This is a genomic window from Nonomuraea sp. B208, assembly GCF_057536035.1.
Genome location: NZ_BAAJOU010000019.1, coordinates 139,092 through 152,001 on the forward strand (window position 1 = coordinate 139,092; position 12,910 = coordinate 152,001).

At 74.0% G+C, this 12,910-nt stretch carries 10 protein-coding genes; 7 read left to right on the forward strand and 3 right to left on the reverse strand.

Translation table 11 applies throughout. The features are described from left to right. Nucleotides 1–2: 2 nt before the first annotated feature. A complete protein-coding gene (locus AC27IY_RS14520; protein ID WP_423447395.1) occupies nucleotides 3–932 on the reverse strand; it encodes a hypothetical protein in 930 nt (309 codons plus the stop codon). Nucleotides 933–1,062: 130 nt separating this feature from the next. Here AC27IY_RS14520 and AC27IY_RS14525 point away from each other — a divergent pair, with 130 nt between their 5' ends. From AC27IY_RS14525 to AC27IY_RS14550, 6 genes are all read left to right on the forward strand, one after another. Then, entirely contained in the window at nucleotides 1,063–1,992 is a 930-nt protein-coding gene (locus tag AC27IY_RS14525; protein ID WP_487178254.1) for a GNAT family N-acetyltransferase, read from the forward strand. 72 nt (nucleotides 1,993–2,064) lie between these two features. Further along, nucleotides 2,065–3,933, forward strand: a complete 1,869-nt coding sequence (locus AC27IY_RS14530; RefSeq protein ID WP_487178255.1) for a propionyl-CoA synthetase — start codon at nucleotides 2,065–2,067, stop codon at nucleotides 3,931–3,933. A gap of 60 nt (nucleotides 3,934–3,993) precedes the next feature. Further along, on the forward strand, nucleotides 3,994–6,831 hold the full coding sequence (locus tag AC27IY_RS14535) for an NACHT domain-containing protein (RefSeq protein WP_487178256.1): 2,838 nt from the start codon (nucleotides 3,994–3,996) through the stop codon (nucleotides 6,829–6,831). A 100-nt stretch (nucleotides 6,832–6,931) separates the two neighbouring features. Beyond that, nucleotides 6,932–7,825, forward strand: coding sequence for a hypothetical protein (locus AC27IY_RS14540; RefSeq protein ID WP_344206123.1), 894 nt, complete (start codon nucleotides 6,932–6,934; stop codon nucleotides 7,823–7,825). A 10-nt stretch (nucleotides 7,826–7,835) separates the two neighbouring features. Beyond that, the gene (locus AC27IY_RS14545; RefSeq protein WP_344206125.1) at nucleotides 7,836–8,756 is read left to right on the forward strand and encodes a hypothetical protein; all 921 of its coding nucleotides are present in this window, start codon (nucleotides 7,836–7,838) and stop codon (nucleotides 8,754–8,756) included. A 30-nt stretch (nucleotides 8,757–8,786) separates the two neighbouring features. Then, nucleotides 8,787–9,701, forward strand: coding sequence for a hypothetical protein (locus AC27IY_RS14550; protein WP_487178257.1), 915 nt, complete (start codon nucleotides 8,787–8,789; stop codon nucleotides 9,699–9,701). Here AC27IY_RS14550 and AC27IY_RS14555 read toward each other — a convergent pair. Further along, nucleotides 9,647–10,843, reverse strand: a complete 1,197-nt coding sequence (locus tag AC27IY_RS14555) for a UDP-N-acetylglucosamine--N-acetylmuramyl-(pentapeptide) pyrophosphoryl-undecaprenol N-acetylglucosamine transferase (protein WP_364456190.1) — start codon at nucleotides 10,841–10,843, stop codon at nucleotides 9,647–9,649. The two genes, AC27IY_RS14550 and AC27IY_RS14555, sit on opposite strands and share 55 nt — an antisense overlap. 4 nt (nucleotides 10,844–10,847) lie before the next feature. Beyond that, a complete protein-coding gene (locus tag AC27IY_RS14560) occupies nucleotides 10,848–11,663 on the reverse strand; it encodes a formylglycine-generating enzyme family protein (protein ID WP_487178316.1) in 816 nt (271 codons plus the stop codon). 221 nt (nucleotides 11,664–11,884) lie between these two features. On the opposite strand from AC27IY_RS14560, the gene AC27IY_RS14565 reads away from it, so the two are divergent. Continuing rightward, nucleotides 11,885–12,844 carry a Ppx/GppA family phosphatase gene (locus AC27IY_RS14565; RefSeq protein ID WP_487178258.1) on the forward strand — a complete coding sequence of 320 codons (960 nt, stop codon included), beginning with the start codon at nucleotides 11,885–11,887 and terminating at the stop codon, nucleotides 12,842–12,844. Nucleotides 12,845–12,910 lie beyond the last annotated feature (66 nt).

The window sequence follows — 12,910 nt, forward strand, 5'->3', positions numbered from 1 at the left end:
TCTCATCCCCGGAGGTCCGACAGGCCGCGCAGCCGCCGCAGCGCCTTCCTGGCGGCGGCCGCGATCCGCTCGTCCGGATGGTGGTCGATGAAGACCTGGAGCACCCGCCCGGTCCACGGATGGTCGCCGAACGCCAGGATCGCGATCGTCGCGGCCTGCTCCTCGGAGTTCATCCCCATGGCGATCGACTTGATCACCTCGTCCGGCGCGTCGCCGAACTCCAGCAGCGCCGCCGCCATGTCCACCAGCACCCACGCGATCTCCTCCGGCACCGGCTGCCGCTGCGGGTTCGCCGTCCTGGCCGCGACCACCGCGCCCAGCTTCGGCTCCTCCAGCAGCCGCAGCAGCGCGTGCCTGCCCTCGTCCCCGAGGTCGTGGGAGAGCACCTCGACGCCGACCGCCCGGCTGAGCGGGCTCACCGTGGCGAGCGCGGCGGCCAGGGAGGCGACGGCGTCGTCCCGGTCGCGGCCCTTCAGCCAGCCGGCCAGCTCCTCGTCACGCTCGGCCTCGGGGTAGGAGCGCAGCGCGTGCAGCAGCGTGGCCGCGTCGGCGCCGGCGAGCGAGCCCATGACGGGGATCTCCTGCCCGGTGGTGTCGGCGATGATCAGCCGGGCCGCCCAGAGGCCGAGCCAGCTCAGCGTGTACGGCTCCGCCGTCCGCACCAGCCCGAGCCCCGCCAGCGTCTCGGGCGCCTCGCCCTTGACCGGCTCACGGGACAGGAACAGCCGGATGAGCTCCACCAGCAGCCCCTCGTCGGCGGCCAGCCGCTCCCTGCAGTGGTCCGCCCAGGCGGCCAGCACCTCGGCGTCGCCGCCCTCCGCCCCCAGTTCCTCGGCCAGGGGCGCGGCGCGGACGGCCGCGGCCAGCGTGGCCTCGTCGGGCAGCCGGATGGGCGGCTGCAGGGGCAGCGTCTCGTCGTCGTAGGACCTCACGAGCCCATCCTTTCGCGTTCTTTGCGATACAGTGCCCGCTGACGCCGAAAAGTCGGAAGAAAGGAGGCGCTGAGATGTTCGGCACTGCCCCGGGCGCTCCGCGCGCCCTCTTCCCCTTCTCGGAGGAATCGTGCTTTTCCGTACCGCGGTCGGCGACGACCTAGACCGCCTGCTCGGCTGCGTCGTCGACGAGTCCGTCAGCTGGGCCCACCCTGACCGCCTCCTGTCGTTCCTGGAGAGCGGGAACTACCGCTACGACCACATCTGGCTGGCCCTCGACGAGGACACCGGCGACATCCTGGCCCGCGCCGTCTGGTGGGGCTTCCCCGGCGGGCGGCCGCTCGCCCTCGACTGCGTCCATGTCCACCCGTCCGTCCGCGACCGGGTCGCGCTGGCCGCCGAGCTGCTGGAGCGCGGCCACGCCGCGTTCGGCGACCGCCCGGCGTACCACGTGTTCCTGTCCGAGGGCTGGCGCGAGGACCCGAAGGCCACCGCCGGGCTCGGCTGGCGCAAGGAGGCCGCCGGCCGCGCCGGGCTCACCGACGAGCTGGAGCGCCTGCGGTTCGCCTGGACGGCCGACGAGGCCGTGCCCGAGCCGTCGGGCCGGCTGGTCTTCCGTGGCGAGGACGACGACGAGGCGTTCGTGGCGGCGTTCCGCCGGGTGGCGGAGGGAACGCTCGACCACACCACCCGGACGGCCCTGCGCACCATGACGCCGGAGGAGCAGGCGCGCCAGGACGTCGCCGACTACCGGGAGATGCCGGGGGACCGGTCGTGGTGGCGGCTGGCGTACTCGGCCGCCGACGGCTCCCTGGTGGGCGTCGCGCTGCCGTCGGCCAACAACGCCGGGCCCGTCGTCGGCTACCTCGGCGTCGTGCCCGAGCACCGCGGCCACGGTTACGTGGACGACCTGCTCGGCGAGATCACCCGCTCTCACGCCGAGCGGGGCGTGGAGCGCATCGCGGCCGACACCGACCTCGGCAACGTGCCGATGGTGAAGGCGTTCGAGCGGGCCGGGTACCGCACCTTCGCCGTCCGGCTGGTGCTGTCGGCCGGCTGACCGTCCAGACGATCAGGCCGCCGCCGGGCCGGACACTTGCGCCGGGGCCCCGGCGGCTGGTCTGATCGATAAGTGGCTGGTTATGACGAGACGTACCTGCGGAGCATCCGGCATCCCGAGGAGTTCTGGGCCGAGGCGGCCCGCGGCATCGACTGGGACGTGGCTCCGGCCACGGTCCTCGGCCCCGACGGCCGCTGGTTCCCCGACGGGCGGCTCAACACCTGCCACAACGCGCTCGACCGGCACGTGGCCGCGGGCCGCGGCGGGCAGCCGGCGCTCATCTACGACAGCCCGGTCACCGGCGCCGTGCGCGTGCTCAGCTACGCCGAGCTGCTCGACGAGGTGGCGCGGACCGCGGGCATGCTGCGCGACCTCGGCGTGGGCGCCGGCGACACCGTCGTGATCTACATGCCGATGGTGCCCGAGGCCGTGGTCGCGATGCTGGCCTGCGCGCGCCTCGGGGCGGTGCACTCGGTGGTGTTCGGCGGGTTCGCCGCCCGCGAGCTGGCGGTGCGCGTGGACCACGCCCGGCCCAAGGTCGTGCTGTCGGCCTCGTGCGGCATTGAGCCCAGCCGGGTGGTGGCGTACAAACCGCTGCTGGACGCGGCGCTGGAGGAGGCCGCCCACCGGCCGGAGCGGTGCGTGATCCTGCAACGCCCGCAGTGCCCGGCCGAGCTGACCGAGGGCCGTGACCTCGACTGGGCCGCGGCCGTGCGCGACGCCGCGCCCGCCCCCTGCGTGAGCGTGGCCGCCACCGACCCGCTCTACGTGCTCTACACCTCCGGCACCACCGGCTCGCCGAAGGGCGTGCTGCGCGATAACGGCGGCCACGCCGTCGCGCTGCACTGGAGCATGGCCAACGTGTACGGCGCCGCCCCCGGCGAGGTCTTCTGGGCGGCCTCCGACGTCGGCTGGGTCGTCGGCCACTCCTACATCGTCTACGCCCCGCTGCTGGCCGGCTGCACGACCGTCCTGTACGAGGGCAAGCCCGTCGGCACCCCCGACCCCGGCGCGTACTGGCGGGTGGTGGCCACGCACGGCGTGCGGACGCTGTTCACCGCGCCGACCGCGATCCGCGCCATCAAGAAGGAGGACCCCTCCGGAGAATTCGCGAAAAAGTGGGACCTGTCCGGGCTGCGGCACCTCTTCCTCGCCGGCGAACGCCTCGACCCCGACACCTACCACTGGGCCGCCGGCCTGCTCGGCGTCCCCGTCGTCGACCACTGGTGGCAGACCGAGACCGGCTGGCCCATCGCCGCCAACTGCGTCGGCATCGAGACCCTGCCGGCCAGACCCGGCTCCCCGACCAAGCCCGTGCCCGGCTGGGACGTGCACGTCCTGGACGCCGACGGCAACGACTGCCTGCCCGGCGTCGAGGGCTCGGTCACGGTCAAGCTGCCGCTGCCGCCCGGCGCCCTGCCCACCCTCTACCGCGACGAGGCCCGCTTCCGCTCCTCCTACCTCGACCGCCATCCCGGCCACTACCTGACCGGCGACGGCGGCCACTTCGACGCCGACGGCTACCTCTACGTCATGGGCCGCATCGACGACGTCATCAACGTGGCCGGGCACCGGCTGTCCACCGGCTCCATGGAGGAGGTCCTCGCCGGCCACCCCGACGTCGCGGAATGCGCCGTCATCGGCGTGGCCGACGAGCTCAAGGGACAGGTCCCGGTCGGCTTCGCGGTCCTCAAGTCCGGCTGCGAGCGCGACCCCGAGGAGCTGGAGCGCGAGCTGGTCGCCCTGGTACGCGAGCGCATCGGCCCGGTCGCCGCCTTCCGCCGCGCCGTCGTGGTCGCCCGGCTGCCGAAGACCCGCTCCGGCAAGATCCTGCGCGGCACCATGCGTGACATCGCCGACGACCGCCCGTACACCACCCCGTCCACGATCGAGGACCCCGCCGCCCTGCCGGAGATCGCCGAGGCGATGAAACGGGCATGAAAGGAATGTGACCGCCGCACCCAGCGCTGACGGGACAACCCCAGCCCCCGGGAGAAGGCCATGATCGAGACCCCGAGCTACGCCGACGCCCTGCGCATCCTCGGCTGCAAGGACGGCAGGCTGGCCAAGGTGATCGGGTTCGCCGCGGCGGCCGAGCGCAGCGGGTGGCCGCTGGCCGGCGCCGGGCAGCTCGTCATGGGCGTGGCCGACATGCGCGCCTCCGTCGTCCGCTACGGCGAGGACGTCCTCGGCCGCCTGCCGGAGCTGCGCGGCGGCGTCGACCGGCACACCCGCACCCAGCGCCTGGCCGCCGCGCACGCCGTCATCGTCGTCTCCGCCTACTTCGAGGCGCTCGGCGAGGCCAAGCTGCCGTTCACGCTGGAGCAGCTCGACCGCACCGAGAAGATCGCGCGCGGCGTGCCGACCCCCGAGCGCTTCGCCCGCCTGATGGCCGCCCTCATGCTGGAGCGCCTGCCCACCCCCGAGCCGCACGTCCCGTTCGGCGAGACCCGCCAGGCGGTGGAACGTGCCTACGCGCGCATGTCGGAGGCCCTGGCCGGCTACGCCGCCGGCCTGCCCGTCTGGGACGAGCTGAGCCACGACGACCAGATCCTGCTGCCCCGGATGCTGGCCGAGGGCCCGCCCGCCCACGCCCTGCGCGTCTACGACGAGAACTACCGCTCGCTGGCCCTCGACAGCCACGAGTTCGGCGTGCGCAGCCTGGTCACCGAGCGCCCCCAGCCCTCCACCGCGCTGTCCAGGGTGGCGTGGCTGCTGGCCGAGCTGGCGCCGCCCCGCGTCGGCGACCGCCCCATGGTCCACCTGGCCAGGATGGCCGCCAACCTGCTCGACCAGCCGCTCCTGCTGGCCGGCAAGCTGCCCGAGGACGTCTACCTGCCGCTGCTCGGCGAGGGCTACCTCACCCCGCGCTGCCGGGTGGCCGAGCTGACCCGCGACGCCTCGCCCACGCTCGACGGCTGGTGGGAGGACCAGCGGCTGCTGCCCGACACCGAGGCGTTCCTCGTCGGGCACCTCACCTCGCTGCGCGCCACCCGGGCGCCGCTGCTCGTGCTCGGCGACCCCGGCTCGGGCAAGACCAAGCTGACCGAGGTGCTGGCCGCCCGCCTGGCCCGTTCGGAGTTCCTGCCGATCCGGGTGGACCTGCAGGGGGTCGCGCCGCGCGCGGACGTCACCGAGCAGATCGAACAGGCCATCGCCGCCGTGCTCGGCGAGGAGGTCTCCTACGGCGACCTCGTGGAGGCCGCCGGCGGCGCGCAGCCGGTGATCCTCCTCGACGGGCTGGACGAGCTGCTGCTCGGCGGCGCCGGCCGCTACGACTACCTCGCCCGCGTGGAGGAGTTCCAGCGCCGCGAGGCCGGGCTCGGCCGCCCCGCCGCCGTCATCGTGACCAGCCGCACGGTCGTGGCCGAGCGCATCCGCTTCCCCGACGGGCTGCTGGCGCTGCGGCTCCTGCCGTTCGAGGACGACCAGGTACGCCAGTGGCTGGAGATCTGGGACCAGGCCAACCGCGCCCTGCTGGCCCGCCGCGACCTCACGCCGCTGCCCGCCGAGGCCGCGCTCGCCCACGGCGAGATGGCCCGCCAGCCGCTGCTGCTGCTCCTGCTCGCCCTCTACGACGCCGGCGGCAACGCCGCGCAGCAGGACGACCCCCGGCGGCGCCCGCTCAAGCGCTCCCGCCTGTACGAGGTGCTGCTGCGCGACTTCACCGAACGCGAGACCGGCGGCGCCGGCCGGGTGGTCATCGACCAGGAGCTGGTGCTGCTCGGCGCGGCGGCGCTGTCCATGCTGGCCCGCGGCCGCCAGGTCATCACCGACGAGGCGCTCGAACGCGACCTGCCCGCCCTGTGCCACGGCGGCGAGGACGACCCGGCGGACGCCGACCCCGACCGGCCGGCCCGCGCGGGCTGGGCGCGCAGGGCCACCGAGCGGTTCTTCTTCGTCCGCAGGGGCGGCCACGCCTTCCTGCACTCCACCTTCGGCGACTTCCTGGTCGCCTGGCTGGCCGTCTACGCGCTGCGCGACCTCGACCGCAGGCGCAGCCAGGCCGGCGACGAGCCCCTGGCGCTCGTGCAGAGCGTGGACGACGACCTGCTCTACGCCGTCATCTCCCACTCCTGCCTGGCCGAGCGCGGGCCGATCGTCGGGTTCGTCATCGACCTGCTCGACGACGTGCCGCCCGAGATCCGGGCCCGCTGTGTCGAGCAGCTGTCCGGGCTGCTGCGCCGCTCCCTGCACGAGACCGGGCGCCGCCACTTCACCGGCTTCCGCCCGGTGCGGCACAGCCTGGCGCGGCGGCTGGCCGCGTACTCGGCGAACCTCGCGCTGCTCGTGGTGGCCGCCGCCGACGGGCCGGTCCGCGTCTCGGCGCTGCTGCCGGGACCCGACGCGGCCGAGCGCTGGTCGTCCTTCACCCACCTGTGGAAGGGCCAGCTCGGGGAGGAGGGATGGAACGGCCTGGTCACCGCCCTGTCGGCGCGGCGGGTCATGGAGAACGGCGTGGAGGACGTCGTGCTCGGCGCCGACGATCCCACGGGGATGGGGGACGCGGTCGTCGCCGTCGCCACCGGGCACGGTCCCCGCCACCGCCGCCTGCTCGACCTGCTGCTGCGCGCGCTGGGGGAGGGGCGGCCCCTGCCGTACCGGGACCGTTTGGCCATCCTGGAGGAGCTGCTGCGCACGGCCGCGGTCCGCTCGCCGGCCGTGCACCAGGCGCTCGGCGCGCTGTGGGCGGAGGGCGGCGCCGACCACGCGCGGCTGCGGCCCCTCCTGCGCGCCGTGCTCGCCGATCCGCGCGAGCGGCGGGCCGCCTGGGAGCTGCTGGTCAAGGCGGGCATCCCCGAGACCGCGCTGTGGGAGATCCAGCAGGACGATGGTTGAAACCCGTACGCCCGGCGACATTCGAGGCTGACACGCGAGCGGATTGTTACGTAATATCCACATACCGAGCTTGGGGGGCGCCAGGGTGCCAGGACAGAGCGTGGGTGTGGTCGTCGATCCGTCGGTTCCGGCGGAAGTCGCCGGGCTGTTACGCGTCAACGCCTCGCTGCTGTCCAGGATGCGCGCCGGATGGACGCCCCGCGACTCCTCCTGCGACTCCCGCCGGCCACGCCGCGGCTCCTCCAGCACCCTGCTGCTGGCCGCCACCCCGGTGGTGATCGCCCTCATGGCCGTCCTGCTCGACTCGCCGTTCGCGCCGGCCGGGTTCGTGCTGCTCGGCACGTTCGTCTTCGTCGTCCTCGTGAAGATCGCCTCCATGAGCGAGCCGCCCGAGGACGAGCGCCCCCACGAACGCCAGGTCTACGAGCAGGCCCGCTGGTACGACGGCCGCTACCTCCTCGGCGAGGACTTCGACCAGGAGGCGCGGCTCGTGCTGGGCCGCGCGCAGCGCGCGGTGGGCGCGGTGCTGCGCTCCCACGTCAATGCCGAGGGCCTGCTCGACGACGCGGGCAACGCCGTCATGCTGCCCGCGCAGGAATGGGAGATCGCCCGCCTGCTGGCCAAGCTCTCCGCCCTCCGCCGCGAGCACCGCGAGCTGCACGAACGCGGCCTCGCGCCCGAGGTCGCCCCGGTGCTCCAGCCGCTCGAACGCGCCCTGTCCGCCAGCGAGGCGGCGGTGGTCGCCCGCGTCGAGGCTCTGGAACGTTACGCCGACCGCGTACGCGAGGCCGAGCGCGCCTACCACGCGCACGCCCAGATCGAGGAGCTGCGGACGCGGCTGCCGCGCTACGAGGAGCTGCTGGCCGAGTCGGGCGCCGACGGGCTCGCGCTCGCGGAGCTGGAGAAGCTGGCGGACGACGCCGACACGCTGGAGCGCACGCTCCGGCACAGCGTGGAGTCCGCGCACGTGGCCTTCCGCCACCTGGAAAGCTGACGGCCGCGCCATGACCGACATCCTGCCCGGCCGCCCCGCGAAGGTCGTCGTCGATCCGGCGCTCTCCCGCGAGGTCGCCGACCTGCTGCGCGCCAACCACGCCCTGCTGGCCCGCGTCCACCAGGGCTGGCGGCCCCCGCCCAAGGGCCCCGACCCCACACTCGGCCTGGCCGTGAGCGTCGGCACCGGCGTGGTGGCGGCGGTGCTCGCCCTGTACGGCCTGGCGCTGTTCGCCGCCGAGCGCTACACGTCCTTCGCGATGACCATGACGGGCGCGGCCGTGCTGACCGTCGCCGTGCTGCTGCGGCCGCGTACCGACGCGGGGATCGAGCGCCGCCGCGCCCTCGAACGCGAGGTCCACCAGCACGCCCGCGGCCACGAGGGCCGCTACGTCCTGGACGAGCACCTCGACGAGCCCGCCCGCGCCCTGCTGGCCCGCGCGGGGGCGGCCGTCGAGCAGATCACGGCCTCCCGGATCAACGCCGAGGGCCTGCTGGACGACGTGCGCAACGCGGTGATGCTGCCCGCGCAGGAGTGGGAGATCGCCCGCCTGCTGGCCAAGCTGTCGGCGCTGCGCGCCGAGCACCAGGAGGTGATCGCCGAGGGGGTGACGCCCGAGGTGGCCGCCGTGGCGGGGCCGCTCGCCGAGGCCCTGGACAGCAGCGAGGCCGCGGTGCTGGCCCGCGTCGAGGCGCTGGAACGCTACGCGGGGCACGTCGCCGACGCCGAGCGCGCCTACCGCGCCCGGCGGCAGATCGAGCGGCTCAGCGCCCGCCTGCCCCGCTACGAGGAGCTGCTCGTGGAGTCGGGCGCCGACGGCGCGGCCGTCCCGGAGCTCGACGGATTGTCCGAGGAGGCCGGCCGCCTTGAGCAGGCGTTACGCGACAGCGTCAGCTCGGCTCACGAGGCTTTTCGCCACCTTGGGGGGTGATTTGGCTTAGGATCCGATTTTGTGGCGGATATGGTGGTCGATCCCCAGATACCACCGGACGACGCGCAGGTGCTGAGGCAGTCCCGGCGCGTGCTGGTCAAGATGCGCCAGGGCTGGGCACCCCAGCCGCGCAGGGCCTCGCCGGGCGCGCACCGGGGCATGGTGGGCGTCTTCGCCGGGGTGGTCTTCTTCGGGCTGCTGCTCGGGCTCGGCGCCGCGATCAGGGGGCTCGGCCTGCTCGTCCTCGTGCTGTTCGGCATCCCCATGGTGATCGTGCTGTTCGCCCGCCAGGACCTGTCCGGGGACGACGAGGACGACACCGAGCGCGAGACGTACGAGCTGCTGCGCTGGCACGAGGGCCACTACGTGCTCCTCGATGACCTCGACGAGTCCGCCAGGCGGCTGCTGGCCCGCGCGCAGCGGGCCGTCGCCACCGTCACCGGCTCCCGCGTCAACACCGAGGGCCTGCTGGACGACGCCCGCAACGCGGTGATGCTGCCCGCCGAGGAGTGGGAGATCGCCCGCCTGCTGGCCAAGCTGTCGGCGCTGCGCGCCAAGCACCGCGAGACCGTCTCGCGCGGCCTCACGCCCGAGGTCGAGGCCGTCGCCGAGCCGCTGGCCCGCGCGCTCGACGGCAGCGAGGACGCCGTGCTCGCCCGCGTCGAGGCGCTGGAGCGCTACGCCGCCAACGTCACCGAGGCCGAGCGCGCCTACCTCGCCCACGAGCAGATCGAGGAGCTGCGCGGGCGGCTGCACCAGTACGAGGAACTCGTCGCCGAGACCGGCGCGGACGGCTTCGCGGTGCCCGAGCTGGACCGGCTGGCGGCCGACGCCGACCGGCTGGAGCAGGCGCTCAGGCGGAGCGTGAGCTCCGCCCGCGAGGCCTTCCGCTACCTGGACCCGGGAGCGCCGAAAGAGGTGCCGGGAGCACCGGGCGAGCCCTGACCCACGCCGGCGCCGCCTGTGTGGGCCGCCTCCAGCAGCAGGTCGCACAGGGCGTCCGCGGCGTCCACGCGGCCCAGCTTGGCCGCGGCCTGCCCCATCGCGGCGCGCAGCCCGGGGTCGGCCAGCAGCGGCATCAGCTCAGCGAGGAGCATGTCGGGCGTCGGGTGCGGCTCCAGCAGCGCCCGCGCCGCCCCCGCCGAGGCCAGGTAGCCGGCGTTCTTGCGCTGCTCGTCGCCGCCGGTCGGGATGAGCGGGATCAGCACGGCCGGCTTGCCGATCGCGGTCAGCTCCGAGACCGTCCCCGCGCCGCTGCGCGCGATCACCACGTCGGCCGCGGCGAACAGGTCGGCCAGCTCGGCCCCCACGTACGGCACCGGGTGGTAGCGGTCGGCCAGCTCGGCGGGCACCGGCACCGCGCGCATCTGCTCGATCCAGTTGGGCCCGCACTGGTGCACGACCTGCGCGTGCGGCAGCAGCCGCGGCAGGATCTCGGCGATGAGCGTGTTGATCTGCTTGCTGCCCTGCGCGCCGCCGGTCACGTAGATGAGCGGCACCTCGAACGTCAGCCCGAACAGGTCGTAGGCCGCCGCCCGGTCGCCGGCCAGCAGCTCCGGCCGCACCGGGTTGCCGGTCACCACGGCCTTGGCGCGGGCGGAGGCGGGCAGGTGCTCCAGCGACGACTCGTGCGACAGCGCGATCCGGGTGGCGAGGCGCGACAGGATCCGGTTGGCCAGCCCGACGACGGTCGTCTGCTCGTGCATGACGAGCGGGCGGCGGATCAGCTTGGCCGCCACGCCGATGGGCACGGCCACGTAGCCGCCGGTCGACAGCACCACGTCGGGCAGGTAGCGGGCCGCGTGCCCGATCGCCTGGAACACCCCGACGGGGATGCGGAACACGTCCGCGATGTTGGTGCCCAGCTCCCGGAGGTTGGGGCGGCGGCGCAGCTTGCCGGTCGTGATCGCCTTGAACGGGATGCCGTGCTCGGCCGTGATCCTGGCCTCCAGGCCGTTCGCGGTGCCGACCCAGAGCACGTCGTGCGGCACCTGGCGGCGCTGGAAGGCGGACAGCGTCGTCAGGGCCGGGTAGGTGTGACCGCCGGTGCCGCCGCCGGTGATCAACAGTCGCAGGGTTCGTGACATGCGATCAGAGTATGGCCGCGCAGCGGAAACCGGTGTGCCCGGTCGCCGAGTCCGGGGTGTTGGAGGTGCGCGCGGCCACCCGGTAGCGGTTGCAGTAGGAGTCGTGGCACATGTACGACCCGCCGCGGATCACCTTCGCCGTGCCCTCGGCCGGCCCTGCCGGGTTCTCCGCGTACGGCTCCCACGCCGTGCCCCACCAGTCGGCGGTCCACTCCCAGACGTTGCCCGCGACGTTGTAGAGCCCGTAGCCGTTCGGCTGGAACGACTTGACCGGCATCGTCCCCTTGCTCGGCGCGGTGGGGAAGTGGCCCTGCCAGATGTTGCACCGCTGCCGCCCGTTCGGCGCCAGCTCGTCGCCCCAGGGGAAACGCTTGCGCTCCAGCCCGCCGCGGGCGGCCATCTCCCATTCGGCCTCGGTGGGCAGCCGCTTGCCCGCCCACTCGGCGTAGGCGTTCGCGTCGTTCCACGAGACGTGCACGACGGGGTGGTTCTGCCGGGGGCCGATCGACGAGCCCGGCCCCTCCGGGGTGCGCCAGGCGGCCCCCTCGACGCCCGCCCACCAGGGCGCGCCGGGCACGGTCGCGTCGATGACGCCCGCGCGGGCGAACTGGCGGAACACGAACGACCAGCCGATCCGCTCGGCCTCGGTGACGTAGCCCGTCTCCTTGACGAAGGTGGCGAACTGGGCGTTCGTCACACACGTGGGATCGATCATGAACGGGTCCAGCCGCACCTCGCGGACCGGTCCCTCGCCGTCCTCCGGGCGGGCGTCCCAGTCGTCGCCGCCCATGAGGAACATGCCGCCCGGGATGCGTACCATGCCGCGCGGCGGCGCCGACCGCCGCGCGGTCAGGACGGCCGGCCGCGGCTGCGGCGTGGCGGCGCCCTCCCTGCTCGGGCCACAGCAAGCGCTCAAAGTCCCCCCAAACGTGTCATACCAGTAAGGAAGGGTAGCCCTTGAACCATGCCCCCGATCACGCGGCCGCCGCTGGTCACCCCTCGCGTTATGCCATGAATCCGGCAGAACGGTAGCGTCTTCCCATGCGACTCGGCGTGCTGGACATCGGCTCGAACACGGTGCATCTCCTCGTCGTGGACGCCCACCGCGGCGCCCGGCCCATCCCCGCGTACTCGCACAAGGAGGAGCTGCGCCTCACGGAATACCTCGGCGAGGACAACCGGCTCGCCGAGCGGGGCGTCGAGCGGCTGTGCGCGTTCGTCAAGGAAGCCGTCGAGCTGGCCGAGGACAAGGGCGTGGAGGACCTGCTCGCCTTCGCCACCTCCGCCGTGCGCGAGGCGGCCAACGGCGAGGAGGTGCTGGCCCGCGTCGAGGACGGCTGCGGCGTGCACATCGAGGTGCTGTCCGGGCGCGACGAGGCCCGGCTGACCTTCCTCGCCGTGCGCCGGTGGTTCGGCTGGTCGTCGGGGCGGCTGCTGGCCTTCGACATCGGCGGCGGCTCGCTGGAGATCGCGGCCGGCGTGGACGAGGAGCCCGACGTGGCCGTCTCGCTGCCGCTGGGGGCCGGGCGGCTGACCCGCGACTGGTTCACCGCCGACCCGCCGTCCGCCGAGGAGGTGCGCAGGCTGCGGCGGCACGTACGCACCGAGGTCGCCCGCACGGTCGGTTCCGTCGCCCGCTACGGGCGGCCCGACCGCGCCGTCGCCACCTCCAAGACCTTCAAGCAGCTCGCCAGGATCGCCGGGGCCGCGCCCACCAACGAGGGCCTGTACGTGCCCCGCCGGCTCACCCGGCAGGACACCGCCGAATGGGTGACCAAGCTCGCCGCCATGAGCACGGCCGAGCGGGCGCGGCTGTCCGGCGTGTCCGAGGGGCGGGCGGCGCAGCTCGCGGCGGGCGCGCTGGTCGCGGACGCGGCCATGGACCTGTTCGAGGTGGACAGCCTGGAGGTGTGCCCGTGGGCGCTGCGCGAGGGCGTGATCCTGCGCCGGCTCGACCTGCTGCCGGGCCGGCTCGACCAGTCGGGGCTGGTCGGGGACTGAGCGCGCCCATCTCCTGCGACGAGTAAGTGCGTTATATCCGCATGAGTTGGCATAACCGGCTGATGA